The 23,657-nt window shown below is 46.1% G+C and carries 32 protein-coding genes; all 32 read left to right on the top strand.

Annotated features, from left to right (window positions below; translation table 11 throughout):
• Positions 1-385: 385 nt before the first annotated feature.
• The 32 genes from NSQ22_RS15400 to NSQ22_RS15245 all read left to right on the top strand — a co-directional run bounded on the left by NSQ22_RS15400 (position 386) and on the right by NSQ22_RS15245 (position 23,627).
• Positions 386-580, top strand: coding sequence for a hypothetical protein (locus NSQ22_RS15400; protein WP_008881991.1), 195 nt, complete (start codon positions 386-388; stop codon positions 578-580).
• 23 nt (positions 581-603) lie between these two features.
• Positions 604-1,080, top strand: coding sequence for a siphovirus Gp157 family protein (locus tag NSQ22_RS15395; protein WP_008881990.1), 477 nt, complete (start codon positions 604-606; stop codon positions 1,078-1,080).
• Positions 1,077-1,778, top strand: coding sequence for an ERF family protein (locus NSQ22_RS15390; protein WP_339263776.1), 702 nt, complete (start codon positions 1,077-1,079; stop codon positions 1,776-1,778). The genes NSQ22_RS15395 and NSQ22_RS15390 overlap by 4 nt, the downstream gene beginning before the upstream one ends.
• On the top strand, positions 1,775-1,936 hold the full coding sequence (locus NSQ22_RS15385) for a hypothetical protein (protein ID WP_008881988.1): 162 nt from the start codon (positions 1,775-1,777) through the stop codon (positions 1,934-1,936). Before NSQ22_RS15390 ends, NSQ22_RS15385 begins: the two co-directional genes overlap by 4 nt.
• A 247-nt stretch (positions 1,937-2,183) precedes the next feature.
• On the top strand, positions 2,184-3,005 hold the full coding sequence (locus NSQ22_RS15380; protein WP_008881986.1) for a DnaD domain protein: 822 nt from the start codon (positions 2,184-2,186) through the stop codon (positions 3,003-3,005).
• Positions 3,006-3,020: 15 nt separating this feature from the next.
• Complete coding sequence (locus tag NSQ22_RS15375) at positions 3,021-3,284, top strand: replicative helicase loader/inhibitor (RefSeq protein ID WP_008881985.1); 264 nt, start codon at positions 3,021-3,023, stop codon at positions 3,282-3,284.
• Between the two features lie 156 nt (positions 3,285-3,440).
• Complete coding sequence (locus NSQ22_RS15370) at positions 3,441-5,009, top strand: IS1182 family transposase (RefSeq protein WP_339263380.1); 1,569 nt, start codon at positions 3,441-3,443, stop codon at positions 5,007-5,009.
• Positions 5,010-5,116: 107 nt separating this feature from the next.
• The gene (locus NSQ22_RS15365) at positions 5,117-6,310 is read left to right on the top strand and encodes a DnaB-like helicase C-terminal domain-containing protein (protein ID WP_339264647.1); all 1,194 of its coding nucleotides are present in this window, start codon (positions 5,117-5,119) and stop codon (positions 6,308-6,310) included.
• Positions 6,311-6,404: 94 nt separating this feature from the next.
• Positions 6,405-6,743: a hypothetical protein gene (locus NSQ22_RS15360; protein WP_236934286.1), complete on the top strand. Its 339-nt coding sequence runs from the start codon at positions 6,405-6,407 to the stop codon at positions 6,741-6,743.
• A complete protein-coding gene (locus NSQ22_RS15355) occupies positions 6,740-7,198 on the top strand; it encodes an HNH endonuclease (RefSeq protein ID WP_013144076.1) in 459 nt (152 codons plus the stop codon). The genes NSQ22_RS15360 and NSQ22_RS15355 overlap by 4 nt, the downstream gene beginning before the upstream one ends.
• Before the next feature lie 89 nt (positions 7,199-7,287).
• Complete coding sequence (ssb, locus tag NSQ22_RS15350; protein WP_339263772.1) at positions 7,288-7,785, top strand: single-stranded DNA-binding protein; 498 nt, start codon at positions 7,288-7,290, stop codon at positions 7,783-7,785.
• A gap of 18 nt (positions 7,786-7,803) precedes the next feature.
• Positions 7,804-8,157 (top strand): hypothetical protein, encoded by a 354-nt coding sequence (locus tag NSQ22_RS15345; RefSeq protein WP_327993279.1) that lies wholly within the window; start codon positions 7,804-7,806, stop codon positions 8,155-8,157.
• Complete coding sequence (locus NSQ22_RS15340; protein ID WP_008881978.1) at positions 8,145-8,558, top strand: hypothetical protein; 414 nt, start codon at positions 8,145-8,147, stop codon at positions 8,556-8,558. Before NSQ22_RS15345 ends, NSQ22_RS15340 begins: the two co-directional genes overlap by 13 nt.
• A gap of 26 nt (positions 8,559-8,584) precedes the next feature.
• The gene (locus tag NSQ22_RS15335; protein WP_008881977.1) at positions 8,585-8,767 is read left to right on the top strand and encodes a hypothetical protein; all 183 of its coding nucleotides are present in this window, start codon (positions 8,585-8,587) and stop codon (positions 8,765-8,767) included.
• Positions 8,768-8,785: 18 nt separating this feature from the next.
• The gene (locus NSQ22_RS15330) at positions 8,786-9,334 is read left to right on the top strand and encodes a dUTP diphosphatase (RefSeq protein WP_339263767.1); all 549 of its coding nucleotides are present in this window, start codon (positions 8,786-8,788) and stop codon (positions 9,332-9,334) included.
• 12 nt (positions 9,335-9,346) lie between these two features.
• A complete protein-coding gene (locus tag NSQ22_RS15325; RefSeq protein ID WP_339263765.1) occupies positions 9,347-9,832 on the top strand; it encodes a hypothetical protein in 486 nt (161 codons plus the stop codon).
• 57 nt (positions 9,833-9,889) lie between these two features.
• The gene (locus NSQ22_RS15320; RefSeq protein ID WP_060476157.1) at positions 9,890-10,312 is read left to right on the top strand and encodes a hypothetical protein; all 423 of its coding nucleotides are present in this window, start codon (positions 9,890-9,892) and stop codon (positions 10,310-10,312) included.
• A 40-nt stretch (positions 10,313-10,352) separates the two neighbouring features.
• Positions 10,353-10,781 (top strand): helix-turn-helix domain-containing protein, encoded by a 429-nt coding sequence (locus tag NSQ22_RS15315; protein WP_339263764.1) that lies wholly within the window; start codon positions 10,353-10,355, stop codon positions 10,779-10,781.
• Positions 10,778-11,056, top strand: a complete 279-nt coding sequence (locus NSQ22_RS15310) for an ArpU family phage packaging/lysis transcriptional regulator (RefSeq protein ID WP_339263762.1) — start codon at positions 10,778-10,780, stop codon at positions 11,054-11,056. Before NSQ22_RS15315 ends, NSQ22_RS15310 begins: the two co-directional genes overlap by 4 nt.
• 172 nt (positions 11,057-11,228) lie before the next feature.
• Positions 11,229-11,954 (top strand): hypothetical protein, encoded by a 726-nt coding sequence (locus NSQ22_RS15305; protein ID WP_015983447.1) that lies wholly within the window; start codon positions 11,229-11,231, stop codon positions 11,952-11,954.
• A gap of 2 nt (positions 11,955-11,956) precedes the next feature.
• The gene (locus NSQ22_RS15300; RefSeq protein ID WP_339263758.1) at positions 11,957-12,706 is read left to right on the top strand and encodes a type II toxin-antitoxin system antitoxin SocA domain-containing protein; all 750 of its coding nucleotides are present in this window, start codon (positions 11,957-11,959) and stop codon (positions 12,704-12,706) included.
• A gap of 710 nt (positions 12,707-13,416) precedes the next feature.
• Entirely contained in the window at positions 13,417-13,647 is a 231-nt protein-coding gene (locus tag NSQ22_RS15295) for a hypothetical protein (RefSeq protein WP_099233441.1), read from the top strand.
• Positions 13,648-13,794: 147 nt separating this feature from the next.
• Positions 13,795-14,840, top strand: a protein-coding gene (locus NSQ22_RS15290) for an IS630-like element ISBs2 family transposase (RefSeq protein ID WP_076611651.1) whose coding sequence is annotated in 2 segments (ribosomal slippage) — positions 13,795-14,298 and positions 14,301-14,840 — 1,044 coding nt in all. Because the reading frame shifts where the segments join, the coding sequence is not laid out codon by codon here.
• Between the two features lie 71 nt (positions 14,841-14,911).
• Positions 14,912-16,189, top strand: coding sequence for a hypothetical protein (locus NSQ22_RS15285; RefSeq protein WP_339263757.1), 1,278 nt, complete (start codon positions 14,912-14,914; stop codon positions 16,187-16,189).
• Complete coding sequence (locus NSQ22_RS15280; protein WP_339263755.1) at positions 16,182-16,958, top strand: phosphoadenosine phosphosulfate reductase family protein; 777 nt, start codon at positions 16,182-16,184, stop codon at positions 16,956-16,958. The genes NSQ22_RS15285 and NSQ22_RS15280 overlap by 8 nt, the downstream gene beginning before the upstream one ends.
• A gap of 93 nt (positions 16,959-17,051) precedes the next feature.
• On the top strand, positions 17,052-17,717 hold the full coding sequence (locus tag NSQ22_RS15275) for a ParB/Srx family N-terminal domain-containing protein (protein ID WP_099233447.1): 666 nt from the start codon (positions 17,052-17,054) through the stop codon (positions 17,715-17,717).
• Positions 17,718-17,732: 15 nt separating this feature from the next.
• Entirely contained in the window at positions 17,733-18,845 is a 1,113-nt protein-coding gene (locus NSQ22_RS15270) for a phosphoadenosine phosphosulfate reductase family protein (protein WP_339263752.1), read from the top strand.
• A gap of 2 nt (positions 18,846-18,847) precedes the next feature.
• Entirely contained in the window at positions 18,848-19,381 is a 534-nt protein-coding gene (locus NSQ22_RS15265; protein WP_236934201.1) for a ParB N-terminal domain-containing protein, read from the top strand.
• An 11-nt stretch (positions 19,382-19,392) separates the two neighbouring features.
• The gene (locus NSQ22_RS15260; protein WP_236934199.1) at positions 19,393-19,932 is read left to right on the top strand and encodes a hypothetical protein; all 540 of its coding nucleotides are present in this window, start codon (positions 19,393-19,395) and stop codon (positions 19,930-19,932) included.
• The gene (gene terL / locus NSQ22_RS15255) at positions 19,907-21,301 is read left to right on the top strand and encodes a phage terminase large subunit (protein ID WP_339263751.1); all 1,395 of its coding nucleotides are present in this window, start codon (positions 19,907-19,909) and stop codon (positions 21,299-21,301) included. The genes NSQ22_RS15260 and terL overlap by 26 nt, the downstream gene beginning before the upstream one ends.
• Before the next feature lie 18 nt (positions 21,302-21,319).
• Positions 21,320-22,768, top strand: a complete 1,449-nt coding sequence (locus NSQ22_RS15250) for a phage portal protein (protein ID WP_081157441.1) — start codon at positions 21,320-21,322, stop codon at positions 22,766-22,768.
• A complete protein-coding gene (locus NSQ22_RS15245) occupies positions 22,761-23,627 on the top strand; it encodes a phage minor head protein (protein WP_081157442.1) in 867 nt (288 codons plus the stop codon). Before NSQ22_RS15250 ends, NSQ22_RS15245 begins: the two co-directional genes overlap by 8 nt.
• Positions 23,628-23,657: the final 30 nt, after the last annotated feature.

Here is a 23,657-nt window from a genome sequence, read left to right as displayed (position 1 = left end):
TGTCTCCTGCGTCTGAATATGGGCATTAAGGAAAGGGGGTGGTGTGTTGCGGCATAACGATGATACGCAAGTTCGCATTCGAATAGGAGAGCTTCTTGATATATGCCGCAAGTGTCCGTATGGAGGTCTTCGTAGTGGCAGTCGATATGTACAACAATGCGAAACATGCGACGTCTACAGAGAAATGCGAGCGCTTGGAGATTGGCTTGCCAATACCAATCAGCGCCCGAAAAAACAAAGGATCAAGAAATGGACAGAGAAAGAACGTGAAGTTTTGCGGAACAACATTCATTTGGGAACAAAAGAACTGGCGAAGATGCTAAACCGAACTATCCCGTCAATCAGAAACCAAATTCAATTACTAAGACGAAAGGGGCTAATCTAAATGGCTGTGGAAAATCCGATGACACTTAACGTGAAATGGGAAGAACCGCGCGTGATCGGCGAGTGTGCCGGATGCTTCTCTGACATTGTCGAAGGCGAAGGATACATTGAGTTTCCAGATGGCCTTCTTGTACATTACGACCGCTCTTGCGCCATGGCATTTTGTTTAGAACACGGTGAATTGAAGCATTACTGACCGGTAAAGGGGGAAGAGCGTTCATGAAGCTGTACGAATTAGCAGCCAACTATGCCGAATTGCTGAATATGGCAGAGGAAATGGATTCAGACGCGTTGGTTGATACGTTAGAAGCGATTCGCGATGAAATCGAACTCAAGGCAGAGAACATTGCGAAGTTGATCCGCAATCTTGAGGCGGATGCGAAAGCGATTAAAGAAGAGGAGAAGCGGCTGAACGATAAGAGGACAGCTATTGAGAACAAGGTCAAACGATTAAAAGGGTATCTATTCGAGCAGTTGGAGCACGCGGGCATTCAGCGAATCAAGCGGCCCACCATCACGGTATACATTCAAGACAATCCACCGTCTGTGGATGTTGTGGATATGTCGGCCATTCCTGCGGAGTTTTTGAAGCAAAAAATTGAGGTTGACAAGAAGGGCATTTTAGAGCGGATCAAAAACGGCGAGCAAATTCCAGGCGTTGAACTCAAGCAAGAAAAAGGAGTGAGAATTCGATGACGAAAACAGCTGAACAACCGAAACTGTTAAACATTTATCAAAAACTTGTAGAAATCAGAAAAACGGTCGATGTGTTTGTAAAAGATTCGCAAGGGTATGGCTATCGGTATGTATCCGGCACGCAGGTGCTGAAAAAGATTCGAGAAAAAATGGACGAATTGGGCGTGTTGCTCGTCCCAATCGTCCTCAACCAAACCCACTCTACTTTTAATTATACCGTATGGGACAGAGAAAATAAACGCGAACGGCCAAAAACAGACTTTGTTGTCACTGGCGATATGAAATATGTATGGATCAACGCCGACGATCCGAGTGATCGTATTGAAATTCCTTGGCAGTATATGGGGCAACAGGACGACATTTCAAAAGCATTTGGCAGTGCGTTGACGTATACGGAGAGATACTTCCTTATGAAGTTTTTCAGTGTTCCGACTGACGAGGACGATCCCGATGCGAGAGATACAGCAAAACAAAACGGCAAGATTGACAAAAAGGAAAACGGGAAAAACAAAAAAGCGAGCAAAAACCAATTGGATTACATTGATGCGCTCATTTCGCGCCGAGTGACAGCGGATTGGACGAAAGAAATGCTGTACGAAAAGCTGAAAGAAACGATGGGTGTCGATAAAGAACCGTCTGAATGGACAGTCGAGGAAGCAAGCAAAGCCATCTCGATCATAACGGGGCGGTTCGAATGAAAACATGGTTGAAACGGTTCGGGGAAGCGTATTATCGCTTCCTCGAAACCGATGAGGATGCGGATACGATTTTAAGAGAAACGAAGCTGGGGTGGCTTCCCTACGCCGTCTCTGGCGCGATTCTCGCTTTGATTCTCATGGGAGATTATCTCTTTTAAACGCGGAGTGAGTATGTTTGGCTGCAAAAAAGAAGAAAGAGCGGATTCAAAAGGCATTTAAAGAAGGGCTCGAATATCAAGTGGCTTTGCCGTTTTGCTACACGTGGATGGCTAGAACAGAGAAGGAATATGAAGCATATGCGAAGGGGTACGTACGGATCACACATCCCCAATTCAAGGTGATAGACGTTGATATAAACAAACGGATAGCTATTTGCATTCAAGAAAGGCCAGAGGGGGATTCGAAATGAGCAAGCTTCTTCTTGATGAAAAACCGCTGATAATCTTGCCGTCACTGGCTAAAGAGATTGGGCTAAACGAGGCGATCATCTTGCAACAATTGCATTACTGGTTGCAAGAGAGTGGAAGCGAACATGATGGACATAGATGGGTTTATAACACATACGAAGATTGGCAGAAACAATTTCCGTTCTGGTCTAAAAACACGATCATTCGTGCTATTAAGTCGCTAGAGAAAAAAGGGCTGATCGTCACCGGAAATTACAACAAATTAAAGATTGACAACACAAAGTGGTATCGGATCGATTATGAGAAATTAGAGGGGATGGGTAGACCATCTACCCAAAATGAGCAGACGGGCTACCCAAAACGGGTAAACGTAGAACCCAAAATGAGTAAGCCAATAACCAGAGAATACACAGAGAATACTACAGATATAAAAGATGATGATAAGGACGAGACGATGAATGACTTATCGGAGGAAACGACAGAGAATGAACGTGAAACCGAATGCAATCCTGTTACCGAATTCGAGAAAGCATTTGGTTATCTACCGCCTTCTATTTTGCAACAAGAATTTGAACAGGTCATTGAGAACGGACAATTTCAAGAGCCGGAAGCGATCATCGTCGAAGCGATCCGATTGGCGCGGAAACAGATGCCGCGCAATCCGGCACGCTACATTTCTAGCATTCTACGAAACTTCGAGTTTATGGGGCTGTTCACTCTTGAGGATGTGAAAGAGTATAACGAAATGTTCGAACAAAAGAGGAAACAGGCGCCGCGCCGCAGGCAATCGCCAACCGAGATCAACTGGGATGAACTTTAAAAAGGGGGGATCGGCGTGACGAGGGAGCAAGTGAAACATGTCATGAAGCTCATTTCCTTTGTCTACTCGAATTTTGAGGTGTCAAAGGAGAAAGTAGACATTTGGTACGATTTGTTGGCGGATGAACCGTTTGACTTGGTGCTGTCTAACGCCAAGCGACATGCCAAGGAGAAGACTTATCCGCCTACGATCGCCGAACTTTGTCATAGAGAGGAACGGCCAGCTTATTATGAGCTGTATGTTCATAACATGAACGCCGGAGAGGACTGGCCACAATGAGCGTCGAGGCAGAAAAAGCAGTGTTAGAGGATGTCCCAAAAGTGTTCGCATAGCGTTCGCTTTTGGGACACTTTTTTGGATAAAAAAGAAGAAAACCGTTCCTCTTTTGGTATAATAGAGTCACCACAACCCTACCAAAGAAAGGACGGTTTTCTTATGTACATTTATTATAACCGAGATCAACTCATTTTGCCAATGGATCTTGAAATTTTCATTCCCAAACATCATCTTTGCCGGATCGTGGATCTGGCAGTGGAAAAAATGGATCCGGCTCTGTTCGTTTCCCTCTATCCTGGCGGAGGGCGTCCAGCCTATCATCCGAAAATGATGTTGAAAGTCATCCTGTATGCCTACGCCAATCGGATCTACTCCTCTCGCCAAATCGCCAAGCAGTTGAAAGAAAACATTTACTTTATGTGGCTATCCGGCCATCAAACACCGGATTTTCGCACGATCAACCGATTTCGGTCGGAACGGATGAAGGACATCATTTACGAAACGTTTTTCTCCATTGTCGATCTTCTGCGTCAAGAAGGGCTGGTCAAGTTAGAGGATTATTTTCTGGATGGAACGAAAATCGAAGCCAATGCCAACCGATATACATTCGTTTGGCGCAAATCAACGGAAAAGTACGATCAGAAACTGGAGGAGAAATTCCGGAAAATCGTTGCCTCGATCGAACAGGTGACGAAAGAAGATGAAGAGGCGGAACAAGAGGGGGATTTTCAAGAAAAGCTGGAAGCTTCACCGATCACGTCCGAAAGGATCGAAGCCGTCATCGAACAAGTGGAAGAGCGCCTAAAGAAAGAGCCGAAGAATCGTACGTTAAAGAAAGCCAAACGGCAATTGGAACAAGATCTTCTCCCCCGTAAGAAAAAATATGAAGAATACAAAGAAAGATTAGGCGAACGGAACAGTTTTTCGAAAACGGATCCGGATGCCACGTTTATGCGGATGAAGGACGACCATATGAAAAACGGCCAGCTCAAACCGGGGTACAATGTGCAGATTGGGACAGAGAACCAATTCATCACTGGATTTAGCGTGCATCAACGGGCAGGGGATGCCGGATGTTTCATTCCGCATTTGGAGCAATTGGCCGCCTATGGGCGTCCAATGCCTAAACAAGCCATTGCGGATTCCGCCTATGGGAGTGAGGAGAACTACACGTACTGTGAGAAAAAGGAGATAGTCGCCCTGATCAAGTACAACACGTTGGATCGGGAACAAACGAAAGCGTGGGCGAAGGAGATCGGCCGAATCGAGAACATGACGTATGATGAGGAGCTGGATGAGTGGATTTGCGTCAAAGGGGAACGGTTGGTGTTTGTGTATGAACGGAAGGAAACGACCGACAACGGGTACGTTACCGTCAAACGGACGTATCGTTGTACGGCTTGTGCCGGATGCCCGTTTCAGACGGCATGCGCCAAAGGCAAAGACACGAAAACCATCCGCGTTTCCTTGAAAAATCAACAACAACGGCAGGAGATCCGTAAACGGCTGTCCACGGAAGAAGGGGCGGCGACGTACCGAAAACGACAAATCGAAAACGAGCCGGTGTTTGGGCAAATCAAGCACAACCAGCAATTTCAGCGCTTTTTGTTAAGAGGGCTCCCAAAAATTACCTTGGAATGGGGGCTTATTTGTGCTGCTCACAATTTGAGAAAGTGGGCGGCCACAACCGATCCAACAAAGAAAAAACAGGATAAAATTCAGAAATAAGGAGAAATTCCTGCTTCAAAAAAGGAATAAATAACCAAATAGTAAAGAAAAGAAACAGAGGCTGTCCCCAAAAGGTCGGTTTAACGACCTTTTGAGACAGCCTCTACCTGCTCAAAGAAACGGTTCTGACCGAAACGCACTTCAGCGATCCGAAGCACCGGAAACTGTTCGCTGCCATGAAGCGGATCGCACAGCAGGACGAATTGGATATTGTGACGCTTTCAACGAGAGAAGATGTGGCTAATTTTGGAGGCCTGTCCTATCTCAACGAGATCTCCGCTTTTGCGAACGAAACGAAATTCGATCAATACGAAGTGCTGGTTCTCGACGAATGGAAAGAGCGAGAGAAGCGGCGGATTCTTGTTGTGGCGGCGCAGGAAAATTGGGATGTTGACAAGATCACAACCGCGCTGACCCGTTTAAACGAGGGGCGGATCACCGACCATCATGACATCAATGATTTGCTACAAGAGGTAGCCGAAGCGCCGTGGGTGCCGACCGAGCGGAAAAGGGGTGCGCCGTCGGGCATTAGCGAGCTTGACAAAATGCTAAATGGTTTCAATGATGGCGATTCGATCATTTTGGCAGCGCGACCGTCGATGGGGAAGACCGACTTCATGATCCATTTTGCGAAGAGCGTCGGATGGCATGGGTACTTGCCTATCGTGTTTTCGCTTGAAATGGCGGCCGATAAAATACGCGACCGACTCATCGGTTCGATTGGCGGATTCAATCGGATGAAGTTGCGAAATCCGTATCACGATTTGTCAGAAGAACAGAAGCGCATGTGGATCGAAGTCATTGGGAAGGCATCCGAAACACACATGCAAATCTTTGACGGCGCCGGACAGAGCATTGCGGATATTCGTTCGAAAATCAGAAAGTCCATCAATCGATTTCCAGACAGAAAGCCTGTCGTGTTCATTGATTATCTCACATTGATACGGCCGGAACGATATTACGGCGGAAACATGCATTTGCAAGTCACCGAGATTTCCAGAGCGATCAAGGAGACGGCAAAAGAATTCAGTTGCCCGATCATCACACTGGCGCAACTGTCGCGAGATGTAGAGAAACGAAGCGACAAGAGACCACTTATGTCGGACATCAGAGAGTCGGGAAGCATTGAGCAAGACGCGGACGTGGTGATCTTTCTATACCGCGACAGCTATTACAACGCCGAAGCTGATCCCCGCGTTGCGGAAGTCATTGTGGCTAAGAGCCGCAATGGAGCGGTCGGGACGGTTCGGGTTTCATACAATCGAAACACGGGGGTGATTCAAGATTTATACCGTTCATGAACTGATGAAAGAAGCCATTCGTGACGAAGCCGCTTCTCTTATCTATACGCTTCACTATTTTTTGTCCGCAGGACGGATACGGCGTGACAGCACGATGGATGAACTCGAAGCGGCTATGGAAAGCGTGGCTGAAGAAGATACACGCACCATCGCGCGTCTTATTGAAGAAAACCCTTTGAAGGTGTACGAAATTCGCGTCTTTTCATTGAAAATCGGGCAGGGGCGATTTGCCTTTGTGTTTGCCGCAAACGAAGAAGAAGCAAAATCGTTTGTTCGGCACAAATACGGCATAGAACCGAAAAACTGTTTTCAATATCCGATAGATTTTCCTGTTTCGATTGGCAATCGCTTCACAACTTTTCGAGAGATGGCAAGAGCGAAGAATTCGTTTCCGTCACTGGCAGGATTTTATCAAAAGGAGGTGAGGGAGTGAGTTTCAAGGAATGTCGAGCCGTTCCCAAGAAAGTGCCGGAGAAGCGGAGAAAACGGAAAGCACCTTCGTCAAAAACGAGAGGAAGCATTAGCAAAACCGAGTACAATCGCATGATCGAAGTGTTTGGCTGTCGTTGCATGATGTGCGGTGATCCGCGAATTGAGGCGCACCATGTCCGTTTCCGTTCTCAAGGCGGGAGGGGGAAGTGGAGAAACCTTGCTCCCTTATGCCACTGCTGTCATCAAGCTGTCCACCAGAATCGGGCGTTGGCGGAAAGGCTGATGGCGGTGAGGGAAGACATGTTTGGGAAATGGTACTGGGCGGATGAATACGACTTGTATGAAAACGGGCTAATCAAAGAACCGCTAAAGGAGAACTTCGAAGACTTTATGAGGAGAGAGGAAAATGAAGAAGTGGTACGTCATTGTACAGGAAAAGAAATCGGTGGATGGTGAGTGTTTGATAGAGATCAAAACCATAGAGAGCCGACCAAAAAAATTTGCGTATGTTGTGTTTGCCGAGAAATAGAAAGCGAGGGATTGTCATGATTAACCGCGTCATTTTGACAGGACGACTGACGGACGATCCGCAGTTTCGATATACGCCAAGCGGAGTGGCTGTTGTCACATTCACACTGGCCGTTACCCGTCCGTTTGCGAATCAAAACGGGGTGCGGGAAGCTGATTTTATTCGTTGCGTCGCATGGCGAAAACAGGCGGAGAACATCGCAAACTACTTGAAGAAAGGAAGTATGGTCGGGATCGACGGGCGATTGGAAACGGGCAGCTATGAACGGAACGGACGGAGGACGTATTATACACAGGTCGTGGTGGATACGGCAATATTTCTGGAGCCGCGCAACGCTTCGAATTCGGGCAGGAAACAGAGAGGGGATAGGGACACATTCGAACAAGAGAAAAACGCCTCTAGGAAAGCGAGAGAAGCGTTTATGAAGCCGCCAGAAGAGCAGAGATGGTTCGATGATCCTTTTGCTGATAACGGGGAGCCGATCGAAATAAACGATGACGATTTGCCGTTTTGACGAAAGGGATGGTAGAGGGTGAAGGGAACGGATAGAAAATGGTTCGATGGCGAAACGTCAATAGAGCCGGGAGATTGGGTGTATTGCGTCAGCGTAAATAGCGCGTATTGTGGATGGTTAGGTTACGTCGAATGGGTTAGACCGCCCGTAGGAATGGTTCAGTTCACTCTTAACAACGATGAAAAGCCTGTTCGGAAAAGAAAACAAATGTTGCTTCGACAATTGGCGCTTGTGGATCAATGGGAACTGACGAGGGAGAATATCGACGACATGGTGAACATCGCATTGGACACAGGCGATCAAGAATGGTTTGAGCAGCTGACAGCGATGCGAAATGGACAAGAAAAGGAGGCGGGAGAATGGAGAAAATAAGATTATCAACTCGACAAGAACAAGCATTGAAATGGTTGAAAAGAGAATATACTGTCGAAGAAATCATGGAGAACTTTATTGAATTGAACGATTTGAGAATGAGAAATGAACTTGAAAAACTAGAAACATTGACGCCGGAGCAATTCGCTTTGGCGTTGTGTGGGTGGTACGAAATCAACGACGAAGAAAAGAGGAAGGAAAAATGGGCGAAACTAGGTCGCGGTGTAAATGAATTCCGACGGGGAGACATTGTATACAGCAGATACCATGGGTTCGGAGTGTATATCGGAGATGAAGAAATGATGCCGTTTGGTGAGAACGGATATAAGTGGATGCGGCCGGTCGATTTATTCGAGTTGGAACTTATCGCTCCTGTGGAAAGTCGATTTGATATTGAGTGATGAAAAAATAACAAGGGGGGATAGAAGTGGGTTCGCTCTACCGCTATTTTCAAAAAACAGAAGTCGAAAAGGAGATGAAGAGACACAACGCGATCCAACAGTTGCGGCAAATGGGGATCAATGAATTCAAAGGGCAGCGAATAGACGAATTTGATTACGAGGAACTGAAATGGATTCTGGCAGTTGAGCGAGCGAAGCGAGATGAATAATAGAAGGGGAGAAGAAGAATGGAATTACGCAAACTTTTTGAGATACAAGACGAATTGGATTTGTATATTGAGAAGATTCACCCACGCGAGGAAGGCGAAAAACGGTTGGAAGAAAAGATTTTGGCGTTGCAAACGGAACTTGGGGAGATCGCGAACGAATGGCGGCAATTCAAGTTTTGGTCGAATGATCGCAAGCCGAGAACCGAACAACTTCTTGAGGAATATGTTGACGGTCTTCATTTCGTCCTGTCTATTGGCCTTGAGGAATCGAAACGATACGGTCAATCGGTGCCAATTATGATAGGTCTTCCAGAAAAGCTCACGCCAATTCATTATGAGACGACGATTCAGCAATTTAATTATCTGTTCTTTGAAATCGGGCGCCTATACGACAGCGTAACGCTCCATGAAGTTGCGACGGATACCGAAGTGGAAGAAGCCTATGAAAATATCATCCGCATGTTCATCGGGTTAGGGGAAAAATTAGGGTTCAGGGAAGAGCAAATTATAGAGGCATACACAAGGAAAAATCGGATTAATCACGAGAGACAGGAGAACGGATATTGACGAGGTGCGGCTATGAGATTCGTTGGCATTGATCCGTCTTTGCACACAGGATTGGTCATCTTAAGCGATGAGGGAAAAATCATTGAAGCGAAAGAGATTTCGAAAGATGGAAGCGATCCTGCTCGTATGAATGCGTTGATCCAAGAGGTCACCCATTATGTTGAGCCGGACGACTTTGTAGCGATCGAAGGATTCGGGTATGCGAGCCAGCGTGGATTCCTTTTAGGCGGCATTGGATGGGGGATGCGAATGGAGCTGTACAGACGAGGCATTCCATATATCGATGTCGCCCCGTCTCTTTTGAAAAAGTTTGCCGGAGCGAAAGGAAACGCGAATAAAGAGAAGGTCGTGCTTGAGGTGTACAAACGATGGGGATTTGAAAACAACTCGAATAACGTTATAGATGCGTTCGTATTGGCGCAAATCGCGAGGGCAGCCAAAACCGAAACGAAGCTCATTCAAGCACAGAAGGAAGTATTGAACAAACTTTTGAAATAGGTGGGATGAAATTGCCAAAACAAGAAGACGTACGCCCTGACTAAAAGGAGGAGCGCGATGAACGAGGCGACTGATAAGGAGTTCGAAGAATATACGCGGTTGCATAGCCGCTATATCCAGCAGATTCGGTTTTACGAAGAGCGGATGGATGAGCTGACGCCATACGAGTTATCGCGGATGGAATATCTTTATACAAAACTTGAGCAAGTGGCGTGGCAAATCGCGGGGTGGTACAAGAAGCGCGCGAAATACCATGAGGGGATGGCAGAGATCGCGCAAGGACAGCACTACCGCAAGGAGCGCGAAAAGTCATCAGCGACTGATGCCCAACATTACAGCCGGATCGCCAAGGGAACACAATTGAAGATCGCAGGACAGTATGAAGGAGATTTCATCACATGGCGTGGGATCGCCGGAACGTACGAGCGAGCCGCGAACGCGATCAAAGACATGATTAAGTCCATAACGACAGAGGAATAGAGGGTAAAGCCCCTATTTCCATATAAAAGGAGGGCATCCCATGACCGCTGTAAAAATCGAAAAAGGCATTGCTCAATATATTGAACATAATCTCTATTACTATTTCGAATATGTGCGCGACATTCAACGCTTAAAAAAAGACATTTTGTTCGGTCGGGCGAATTATGATGAGAACGTCGGTGGAGGGCGTGGCAATCTCCCTTCACGGCCAACCGAGCAACGGACAATTGAACTGATTACCCATAGGCGCTTGGAGCGTTTGGAGCAGATCGTTCATGCGATTCAAACAGTATACAGGTCGCTTTCACCGGAGAAACAAAAAGCGGTGCAGTTGAAATATTGGTCGGGAAAATCGTATACGTGGGAGCAGGTTGCTAGAGAGATCGGGGTGAGTGTGCGTCAATTGTACCGATGGAGGGATCAAATCATTTATGACATTGCGAAATTGTTGGGAGAGGCAAATTCATGAGATTGGCTGAAGATGCGGTGATCAGGAGGATGGATTTCGGAAGGGAATGCGATGAATACATGAAAAAGTTCACGGAGAGGCGAACTGGGATAACCAAGCTTGAACGTGAGCTGATCGTGAAGCGGTATATGAGCATAGAGGAACCACGCGACTACGATGTATACAACGAGATGAGGATCAGCGAATCAACATTTTACCGTATCCGGGAGAAGGCGTTTTATAAGCTGGCTTTTGCACTGCGGATTGAGGTTTACAAAGAAGAGGCACCTGTGTAGGTGCCTTTTTTTTAAACCTTAATTCAAAATTGGCATATAATATGGAAAAGTATTAAGCTATTAGTTAAAATTTATCTATAGTAGTTATTGTTGCTTACTATGGTTATTTAATTATGATCTGAATTTCCATAATTTGGTTAACTAGACACTTTGCGAAAGGGTAGGATTCCATATGGCTTTATATAAAGACATTATCCAAAAAGGAAATATGGAAAAGATAAAGCCATATTGTTATTATGATGATATAAAAAAACTTGTCTTAGACATTTGTAAGTTACATAACGATTTCTCGAAAGAATGGGTTCGTTCAGGGAATTACGCTCCTGTGAATTTGAAAAAGCAGTTAATCAGGGATGTTTCTTTAGTGGTTGATGATCGTGAGGTTTTTATACTTGATAACTCTTTCTATTCGCTGATAAAGAATTATGTTTATAAGCTGGAAGAATTGGTGATTGATATTGACTTTGAATTTACATATCAGCATTTGGATTGTCGTTTGCGTGTTAAACAAAATGAATCAATTGTGAATAAATTGAAGTATTATCGAGTAGGTAAGAAGGATAAAGGGCTTTATCCGTTGAATAAGTGTTTAAATGATCTGTTAGGATTCAGGATCATTGTTGATGATTTTGATCATGATTGTGTATATTTCGACGCTTTATGTGAAAACATAAAAACTGAATACAAAATTCGTAAGATGAATGCGTCTAAAAATGGATACAAGGCTACACACATATATTTTTATGGAGAGAGCAATACATATTTTCCTTGGGAGTTGCAAATATGGAACTCAAGCGATGAGGAACAAAATGTACGTTCCCATCGTATACATAAACAAGAGTATGTAAAATGGGCGGCTATTTATAAAAATTCGAGCGAATTTGAAGGGGGTGTTTAGCTATGGCGTTTCATTTTATAGCCATTGTCAGTCATTATGCAGAAGGCAAAAGGATCGGATGGCATTACGCTGACGAGGAAAAACTTGATAAAAAAATCATCCATGAGTTTTTGGCAAAAGTGAAGAAAAAGTGTGGAGATGTACAGTTAGGCATTCATAAATTATCTACTGATTCTGTATCATGGGATTCTGTAGTTCAGAGGGATGCTTTTTTTAAAGACGTAATTATCACAAGTGACATAGAAACGTTCATTGAACTGGTTTCACAAGATCAGGAGTTAACCGCATATGACGTGGCAAAATTTATCTTATCAGTTATACCATCATCGCATTTGAAGTTACAAAAATTATTATACTTTGCATATGCGGAGTTTCTATTACGTACTGGCGAAAAATTATTTAGGGAACCGATACTGGCGTTTAAATATGGGCCTGTGGTGGAAAGTGTTTTTCATAAATACAAAGTTCATGGCTCTTCTATAATTGACTATAAAGAGGACGAAACAGTTTGTATATATCCTGAGGAACTGGCGGTTACCCCTTCTTTCATGAAAATTGCATCCTCGGAGCATGGTTTGATAGCGTTAGACTGTCTAATAGATGTCTTTGAAAAATATGGGCATTTGAGTGCTCAGGAACTCGTTTATAAAACACATCGACCAGGCGGACCTTGGGATAGAGTGTATAAACCGGGAAAAAATGCTGTAATAACGGATGATTTGATCCTTCAATACCACCATGTAATTCAATAGAGTTTTGAAACAAAAGGGTTTTCGTTAAGCAATGATTAATAAGACGCAACGACAGAAAACTGACGGAAAAGTGAAGGAAAAATGACAGAAAGATGAAAGAATATTTCTGTTTAGAAGTGTTACAATGGTATCAACCAAATCCCCCTTCCATGAGCGTCACCCGATTGGGTGGCGTTTTTATTTGCAATGAATTAGAAACGCAAAACAGGAAACAATAAGCTCATGTAATGAAAGCTACGGTGAGATCATGAAGTGAGGTTTATGGTTATGTATCCATACAGCGACAAAGAAAAAGCCCAACGTGCCTACGAACGCCACAAGTGCAAAAACTGTATATGGGCAAAGTGGCAAGTGCCATATCTTGTTTCCTGTCCATTTGTGCGGTGTGTGCGGATGTCGGAATTTGACGAAAAAGTAATGTAGGAAAATCCATTCTGTTTTGAAACTAACTAAAAGTGGAGAACGATAAAACGTCAAAAACATGTCAGTTTTGGCACGTTTTTTTGTGATAAAATGATACTGAACAAATGAATACCCTCTACCATGTATGCGCGTGAGTGGAGCAGACTAACCGAGAAGAGCCCAACAAATCCCTTCCTCGCAAAGAGGCTGTCGCTGATTGAGCGACGGCTTCTTTTATTAAACATGAAGAAAATGCTGTAAGACCGCTTCGTAAAGAGGCGGTTTTTATTTTGCGAAGGAGGAAAAGCATGAAGACGGAAGATATAAAAGGACGCGGAAAAGGGCAAGGATCACGGCGTCGACACAGAAGATGTTTACACCAATATGATCATTTAGAAACGAAAAAACAAGTATTCGGGGGCGCTGATGGAAGCGATCCGATGTGGATGCGAATCGACTTATTTTATTGTCAACGATGTTTGCGGATTAAAAAACGAGTATTGAAAAGCCATTCAAAAGAACAGCCGACTTGGTACTAAAGAGAGAGCGAAGGGGAGAACATTATGAACTGGGGAAACGTTTTGATGCTAATCTCCTATTTCTTTGCTATATAAATTGAAATAAAGGTTTTCTCCCGTTCCACGGCGAATAAATACAAAGAGAAAATAGGGGAACGGAGAGAAAATATGATGCCAAATCACAAAGACGAGATCGAAAAGTTGTCCACTGCCATGAAAGAAGCAAAAAGTAAACGAGCATATGAACGCTACCAAGCGATTTATCTTCATTTGCAGGGATATACCAAAGGAGAAATCGCAACGATTATTGGTCGATCCAAGAAAACTATTTATAACTATATTCATGCCTACGCCCAGCGCGGTCTTGATGGACTGGAGATGAAATACTCACCTGGCGCCCCACGTCGATTGACCCCTGAGCAGGAAAAAGAGCTGGCTTTGATCATTGAACATCAGCTCCCCGTAGATGTGGGATTCGAAGCAAAATATAATTGGACGCTTGCGATAATCGCTGAACTCATTCAACAAAAGTGGGGGCCAACATACACGCTTCGCGGAACAAGTGACATTCTGCATCGGTTAGGGCTAAGCTATACGAAACCGACCTATACACTAGCCAATGCCGATGAAGAGAAACAAAAAGAATTCGTCGAAATCACCTTCCCTGAAGTAAAAAAAAACTGGTAGATGGGAACATCGCCCATGTCCTCTTTCAAGATGAGTCGATGATTCGTGATTACCAAGCGATTCAAAAAACATGGTTTGTCAAAGGAAAACAACGAATCATTCCGACGTTTGGAAAACATCAAGGGCTGAAGCTGATTGGCACGTTGAACTACGAAACAGGGGAAGTGTTTTGCATCGAAGAAGAATGCTATGACGCGGAAACATTTCTTCGATTTCTTCAACTTGTGTTAGAACGCTATCCCACAGGCAAAATAGTGATGATTTTAGATAACGCTCGAATTCACCATGCCAAACTCATTCAGCCATTTTTAAAAGAACACGAAGATCGGTTAGAGCTCGTCTTTTTGCCACCATACAGTCCGCAATTGAACTTGATTGAAGGGCTATGGAAATGGCTGAAATCAGACGTGATTTACAACGTGTTCTATTCGAGTGTGCAAGAAATTAGAAAGAATGTCCAAGCCTTTATTCAGCGAATCAACCAGAAACCAGAACAAACGATCGATCGTTTGTGTGTTCAGTTGTAAATCTTTAATTCAACTTATATATCTGGGCGATTGCGTTTTTTCAGCCCAAAGCGAGGGATAAGGAGAGTTTTTTGGCGGGCAACCGGAACATTTCATGGCCGAGAATGGCATTGTCGATTGCGGCAACATGGATATGGGCACCTGCGCTTTTTGTGTCTGGTGAAAAAGCGTATGTTGACGGATTGGTTGGGCTGTTGTGGTTTCTTGTACCGAATGTACTTTGCTTAATTCTTTTTATTCCGTTTGCCAAACGTTTGCGCCAAAAGTTGCCTAGAGGATATACGTTGAGCGAATATATGGAGCATGTATATTCTCCACGAGTGAAGAGAATTTATTTATTCGAACTAACTGGCCTAGCGTTTTTATCGACGATTGTTCAGCTAGTAGCTGGAGGAAAAGTAATTCATGCGATGACTGGCATCCCATTTTGGGCGACAACGGTTATTCTCGGCCTGTTTATCCTAGTCTACTCTTTGCACAGTGGAATTGTCTCGTCAGTCACGACTGATTTTTGGCAATTTCTTTTCATTTTCGGTGGATTAGTTGTTATCGTGCCTATGTTAGCCGATGAGGTGGGGGCTCACTCCATTATAGAAGGATTGGGCGGCATGAAGAATCAGGGCGATATTGGATTCTTTGACGCTCACGGGATCGAAGTTATGTTGGCGTTTGGCATTCCGACTGTCATCGGCCTGCTTTCCGGCCCGTTTGGCGATCAAAATTTTTGGCAGCGGGCATTAAGCGTTAGAGAACAAGATGTCGGCAAAGCATTCTTCTGGGGAGCCATCGTCTTCGCGACTGTACCTCTTTTGATGAGTACCATTGGATTCATGGCATATGGAAGTGGGTTTCGGGCTAGTGATCCGGCGATGGTCAACTTCGAAATTGTTAATGAATACTTGCCTTACTGGGCGATTGTCTTGTTTATGTTTATGCTCATTTCCGGTCTTGCATCGACGGTAGACAGCAACCTGTCGTCGGTTTCTGCACTTGTTCATGACATGAAGCAAGGCGCATCCATGAAAGATTTTCGTCTTGGCATGGTTGTGATGACTATTGCGGCGATTATTTGCTCAAATATTCCGGCGACCATCGTCGACTTTTTCTTGTTCTACGGAGCACTGCGATCCACAACATTAGTCGTCACCATTCTCACGCTGATGGACGTTCGACTGTCCGAGCGTGGTGCATTTTATGGTGTATTGGCAGCCATGTTGATCGGTTTTCCAACGTTTGTTTACGGGAAAATGATTGGAAACACGGCCATTAGTCTGGCGGGGAACATTCTAATTCTCGTTCTTGCCGGAGCGGTGGCGCTTGCGTTAACGAGGTGGAGACGTCATGCTTAAAAAGAAACAGTCGCAAAGGAACGAGGACTGGCTCGAAGCACTACAAAACATTGAGAATATTGTCAGCAAGCAAGAAATCGACTATCTCATCGACAGGACTGTCGAGGAAATCAAGAGGAAAACCAAAGGCAAAAAGGCCGCTTTTGCTTGGAGTGGTGGGAAGGATTCCCTTGTCCTTCAGCTCGTTTCTGAAAACGCCGGAGTGAACGAGTGTGTGTTCGTGATGAACAACCTCGAATATCCGGCGTTTTTACGTTGGGTAACCGATCATATGCCGCATCAACTAGAAGTGATTAATACCGGACAGGATTTGAAATGGTTATCTCAAAACTTAGACATGTTATTTCCACAAGACGCGAATACTGCGGCAAAGTGGTTTCGCATCGTTCAGCACAGAGGACAAGAAATCTATTACAAAAGGCATGGGCTGGATATGATTCTTCTTGGCCGAAGAAAGGCAGATGGAAATTACACGGGCACCGATGGGGTATATACCAACCGCAAAGGTATTACGCGGTACAGCCCGTTGAAAGATTGGCGTCATGAGGACATTTTGGCGGCGATTCATTATTATCATCTTCCTATGCCGCCGATTTACAGTTGGCCGAATGGTTTCAAAGTCGGAACAGGCTGTTGGCCAGCCCGTCAATATACGGGCTCTATTCGCAACGGCTGGCGTGAAGTGTATGTGATTGATCCAACCATTGTCTATGAAGCTGCCGAACTGATTCCGTCCGCGCGAGATTTTTTGCAGGAGGAAGTGTATTGATGTGTGGAGTATTTGGCTTCAATGGCGAGAAACCAGACACAGACTTGAGGCCATTCGAAGGAGCAAAACTACAAAAGGAAGGGATTGAGAGCTTTGAATATTGAAATCGTGCGTATTGATGAGTTAAAACACCCTGAAAAGAATGTACGGGTTCATACGAAGCGACAACTGCAGGAATTATATCGCAGCTATAAGCAATTCGGGCAATATCGCCCTGTGGTTGTCGATGAGAATAACATGATTTTAGTCGGGAACGGATTCGTCGAGGCACTGCGAGAGTACGGGGTGCAAGAGGTTAAAGCGCTACGCTATACGAACCTATCAGAGAACAAGAAGAAAAAACTAATGATTGCTGACAATCAAATCTATTCGCTTGGCTTTGACAATAGCGATGTGATTTTGGAATTGTTATCCGAGATTGACGACTTCGACATTCCAGGCTACGATGAGGATTTTCTCCGCGAACTGATGGCAAGTGAAGAAGAAATTGAGGGGGAAATTGAACGTTTTGGCATACTTGATGAAGATACAATCGAGACCTTTAAACGCCGAGAGAAAACTCAACGGCAAGCAATGAGTGAAATGCAGGCGGTTCAGCCTACTAACCCGACAACCGAACCGAGCGTCGAATCGTCGAACGCTTATGTACCATCGGCACCAATCGATGCGGTTCGCGATAACGAGCCGCAGACGGACAATTCGGCGACGCGCACCATTACTTGCCCCCACTGTGGGGAAACATTCTCGCTTCCTCTTTAGGGACGGTGAGAAATCATGATTGTTACAAAAGAGTCGAAATATACCGTCGTCGAAGCGGCATATAAACGAATCGAAAACCTGTTTTCAAATGGGGTCAAGATTTACTTTTCATTCAGCGGTGGCAAGGATTCGTTATGCCTTGCCTATATCTTACTTGACTTAATTCAAAAGCGGCGGATCGATCCATCGTTGCTTCATATCCATTTCATTGATGAAGAGGCGATTTTTCCTTGCATCGAGGAAACGGTCAAGAAATGGCGGAAAAAGTTTCTGATGGCTGGGGCGACATTTACATGGTTTTGCATCCAAGTTCGTCATTTCAATTGCCTTAACTCGTTGCAAGATGATGAGAGTTTCATTTGTTGGGATGAAGAAAAGAAAGACGTATGGGTGCGTCCTAAGCCAAGTTTTTCCGTTTCTTCTCATCCGCTACTAAAAGAACGCAAGGACACGTACCAACAGTTTCTCGAACGCATAGAAGCGGACGGGATCACCATTATCGCCGCTAGAGCCGAAGAAAGCATTCAACGCAAAAAATACATGGCCAAGATCGGCAACGTTACATTAGGCGGCAAATGCTATCCGATTTATGATTGGACAGACAACGACGTGTGGCTATTCATTAAAAACCATCACATTGAGATTCCCGAGATTTACATGTATATGTGGCAAGCAGGCGCTTCAAAAAAAGACCTGCGTGTCTCGCAATTTTTCAGCATCGACACGGCCAAACAGCTTGTCAAATTAAATGAGTTTTACCCCGACTTAATGGAGAGAGTAACAAGACGAGAACCGAACGCTTATCTTGTCTCACTATATTGGGATACGGAAATGTTCCGGCGTTCGTCACAAACGCGTCGGCAGTTGCAAAAAGAGGGCGGAGAGGAAAAGAAAGATTACAAAAAGGAAGTGCTCAAGATACTATCGAACGTTCGGGCGAATTTTCGTACAGAGCATGAACGAAAAATCGCCATGTCGTATAAAAAGCTTTGCATAAAAGCCGCGCCACTGATTCAGGAACGGGAATGGCAGAAAATCTATGAGGCGTTGATAACGGGTGATCCAAAACGAAGAATGTTTCGAGCGGTGATTCAGAATATTTATTCGAAGGCAAGAAGGGAGACATAACGATGAGCGAAGGGATGAAAGATTTACTGGCACCGCTGAAAAGATTGCAATTCGTGCCGCGTGAGAAGTTACGGGCGAATGATTACAACCCAAACCGTGTTACAAAAGAGAATTTACGACTGTTAAAGCAATCGATCCTCATGAACGGGTGGACGCTTCCCATTGTCGTCCGGCCGGATTATACGATTATCGACGGATTCCATCGCTGGACTGTATCGGGTGATCCCGAACTCCATGACCGTCTAGGCGGTGTCGTTCCGGTTGTGATTGTCGACCATCAAGGCGACCGAGCGGCGGATATGTACGGCACGATCACCCATAACCGCGCACGGGGCACGCATCTGCTTGAGCCGATGAAAAAGATCGTCCAAGAATTGCTCGACAGCGGAAAAACGATTCAAGAGATCAGCAAACAGCTTGGCATGAAACCGGAAGAAGTATTTCGTTTATCGCGTTTCAGCCGAGAGGAATTTTTAGAGATTCTCACGCAACATCAGCAACAATACAGCAAGGCACGAGTGTATATGGAAATGTAGAGGTGTCGGCGATGGCAAAGAAACGAGGAGCAGGAGGAAGACCGACGAAGCTTACTCCCGAATTGCAGGAAGAACTCGTGAAAGTGATTCGGGCAGGAAACTACATTGAAACGGCTTGTGCTTATGTGGGAATCAACAAAACAACATTTTATGATTGGCTAAAACGCGGCGCGCGGGAGAAAGAACGTCTAGCGAAGAACCCGAATGCGCGGCCGAAGAAAAGCGAACAGCCGTTTGTCGAGTTATCCAACGCAGTAGAAAAGGCACTGGCGCAAGCGGAGATACGAGATGTAGCGATCATCGGCAAGGCGGCGGAAGAAAATTGGCAGGCGGCCGCATGGCGTCTTGAGCGAAAGTTCCCCGAACGGTGGGGGCGCAAAGAGCGACTGACAGCAGACTTGAACCACTCGGGGCAGGTGGCGAATCATGGGCAATACGAAATCAGAGTGGAGCACAACATCGTCAGTGAACTTCTCGAAGACGAAGAAGCAAGGGAGCTTATCAAGCGACTTATCCGAAAGCGCAATGCTAATAAGCGAGATTCTGAATAATTTAGATACGCTCGAAAAAGAGTTAGCCAAAGAAGATTACTCGGTCTATTTGGAATACACCCATTTTGGGCGCTATCGCCCGTCTCGACATTCGGATTTAATTTGCGATTATCTCATGAGAGTGGAACGGGGCGAAATCGACCGTCTCATGATATTCATGCCGCCGCGTCATTCCAAGTCCATGACGGTTACCGAGACGTTCCCATCATGGTTTATCGGGCGCAATCCAAACAGGCGAGTCATCGAAGTCTCCTATGGCGATTCATTGGCAAGGCGGTTCGGGAAGGCCAACCGTCAAAAGATCGAATTGTTTGGCGAGGAATTGTTTGGCATCCGTCTTTCAAGAGACGTTAATTCGGTGACGAGTTGGGACGTCGAAGGGCATCGCGGTGGGATGATTTCGGTCGGGATTGGCGGTGGGATCACAGGGCAAGGTGCGGACTTGCTCATCATCGACGACCCGATCAAGAACCGCAAAGAGGCGGATTCGCTCACGTATCGAAACATGCTTTGGAATGAGTGGCAAAACACGCTATCCACCCGTTTGCAACCCGGCGGACGGGTTATTTTAATTCTCACAAGATGGCATGAGGATGACCTTGCCGGACGGCTTTTAGAACACGAGCCAGAGCGGTGGACAGTGGTTTCCTTGCCTGCGATTTGCGATTCCGAAAACGACTTGCTAGGTCGAAAAATCGGCGAGCCGTTATGGCCGGAGTACGGATTTGACGAGAAGTGGGCGGAAGAAACGAAAAAGACGGTCGGTTCCCGAACATGGAACGCGCTCTACCAACAGCGTCCAACGCCGCCAAGCGGCGCGATTATTCATCGCTCGTGGTTCAAATATTACAGGGAAGCTCCTGCACAAATGGACGAATACATTCAATCGTGGGACTTTGCTTTCAAGGACACGGACGACGGGTCGTTTGTCGTTGGACAGGTATGGGGCAGAAAGGGAGCAAACAAATACCTGCTTGACCAAGTGCGCGCGAAGCTGTCTTTCACAGAGTCCATTCGCGCGATTATTTCATTGACATCAAAATGGCCACAAGCGCAAGCGAAGCTCATTGAAGATCGAGCCAACGGCACGGCCATCATCAATACGTTGCGAAATCAAGTCAGCGGCATGTTGCCAGTGATGCCAAGCGGCACGAAGGTTGAACGCCTGAACGCCGTATCACCCCAATTTGAAGCCGGGAACGTCTATATTCCACACCCAAGCATCGCGCCGTGGGTGCATGATTATGTCGAGGAATTGGTCGCGTTCCCGAACGCGCCAACAGATGACCAAGTGGACGCGACATCACAAGCGTTGCAGTACCTCAACAGATCGGGAACGAAAGGCACAATCAAAGTGGACGTCTTCTAACGAAGGGAGGGAAGCAGTATGCAGCAAAAGCCAGTGGCTAAGGCGTTCGTTCTTAGTGATGGGGAAATCATCGAGGAAAGCACGCTCGAACGCTACGCGATCAAACAATCGGGCGAGTCGAGAGTCATTCCAAGCGACCGTTTTGACGGCCAGTATGGGGAATTGGGGCTTGTCGAACCTCTTTACAATTTTGAAGCACTGGCACAATTGCTCGAAATCAACCCGTACCATTATCGAGCGGTTAAAACGAAGGCGCGGGATACTGCAGGGCTAGGATGGTATCTTGAAGCGAAAACGAACAACCCAAGCGAACAGCAGCGCGAAATCGCCATGCAGTTTTTAGAGAACCCGAACCCGTACAAGACGCTGACCGACATCAATAACAACGTGATGGTGGACTACGATTCCATTGGGAACGGATATTATGAGGTCATCCGAGCCGAAGACGGCACGCTTGTCGGTCTGGAGCATATTCCGGCACATACGGTTCGCGTTCATCAGGATATGAACCGATATTGCCAAATTCGCGGCGTGAAGAAGGTATGGTTCAAGCGGTTTGGCTTTGAAAATGACGTGGACTACGTGACGGGCGAAATCGCGCCTGCCGGTTCAATTCCGATCGAACGACGGGCAACAGAAATCATTCACGTCCACAATTATACGAGCCGGAGTGACTATTACGGCTTGCCGGACATTTTGCCCGCGCTAAGCGCGATTATTTCCGACCGGGAGCGGGCGGAGTACAACATCAGTTTCTTTGAAAATCACGCCGTTCCAGCGTATGTCGTGACGGTGACAGGAGCGGAACTCGACGAGCAAACGAAGCAATTGATCCGACGATACTTTCAACAGGACATCAAGAAAAATCGGCATTCAACGCTCGTGGTGACAGCGCAAAAAGGGCAAGGGGATTACTCAACCACGCCGGTCGAAATCAAGTTCCAAGCGTTGTCTGTAGAGACGAAGGAAGCAAGTTTCCGAATGTTGAGGACTGATAACCGTGATGAAGTCTTGTCCGCGCATGGCGTTCCGCCTTATCGCGCTGGGATTGTCGTCGAGGGGTCGCTTGGCGGCTCAACGGCGAGGGAGTCAACGGAAATCTACAAGCAATCGGTCATTGAGCCGAGACAAGATATGCTTGAAAATGTGATGAACCGATTGCTATCCATCGGGCTAGGAATCACCGACTGGCGTTTCCGTTTCAACGACATTGACACGAAGGACACGCAGGCGAAGATCGAGGAGCTGCGCTTCTTGTTCGACATTGGCGCGTACACGCAAAACATGATTTTGCGGGAGTTAGGCAAGGAGCCGATTGACAATCCGAACCTAGATAGACATTACCTTTTCGGGCAACCACTTGACGCACTACAGCAAGCGGATACGAGTGCGGTATTGGACTCGCTGAAACAGTTGCACGCCAAACTGATTGATATTGCTACGAAAGAAGGCGGCAAGCATGTGTAAGGTGTGCAAGCTGTTGGAAATGGATCGCGAGCTTGTGTCATTCCTTGTTGAGCACGGCGCTCTTCCTGCGTTTAAAGAGCAGGACGAACGCATTTCCGAAATCGAGGAACGCCTTGCTCAGCGTCTTGTCCGATTGCAAGTCGGGCTTGAGAGCTTGTTCATTCAGCGGTTGCGAGAGCTTGGCTATATTCCACTGTCGATTCTCGAACAGGAATCATTTATTGCCGAGATTTTAGACCCGATTTTCGCAGACATGGAGGAAGAGATTGCCGAAGCAGCTGTCGAAAGCGCGGTCGTAGCACGACAATTGACGTTCGAGGACATTCTCGAACAGGGATTGGAATTGGTTTTTGTTGAATTCAGTGAGCGCGTTCTCGAGGAATTACGAGAGCGCGTTTATGTTTTTTCGGACGATACATTCCGGCGAATTAAAGGCGATTTCCGTGCCACGTTGGTTCGTGGATACGAGGAAGGCAAAGGGATTGACGACATTGCGGTGGATTTACGTGCAGATTTCCAAGACCTGCGGGACCATCGGCTACAGACCATCGCACGAACCGAGGTGCAGGCAGCGCAAAACATCGGCATTGTCCAGACCATGCAAGACTACAACGTTCGGTATAAGCAGTGGTTGACGGTCAGAGACAGTCGAGTGAGGGGAAGAAACCCAAGAGACCGTGCCGACCATTACTCGCTTCACGGGCAGGTGGTGCGGATGGATGAACGATTCTCAAACGGGCTGATGCACCCGTTGGATCGCTCCGGCCCCATCGAGGAATGGATCAACTGTCGATGCCGATGCCGTCCGTATATCCCGAAAAAGGGCGAGGCGATTACTCGCACGCCTTACTATCCGTAAAGGGGGTGATTTCATTCAGGCGGTAGAGGG

Origin of the sequence: Geobacillus sp. FSL K6-3411 (assembly GCF_037965715.1) — a bacterium.
GTDB classification, from domain to species: domain Bacteria; phylum Bacillota; class Bacilli; order Bacillales; family Anoxybacillaceae; genus Geobacillus; species Geobacillus thermodenitrificans.
The sequence above is the reverse complement of the archived record's forward strand: the minus strand, read 5'-3'. Positions and strand labels throughout refer to the sequence as shown.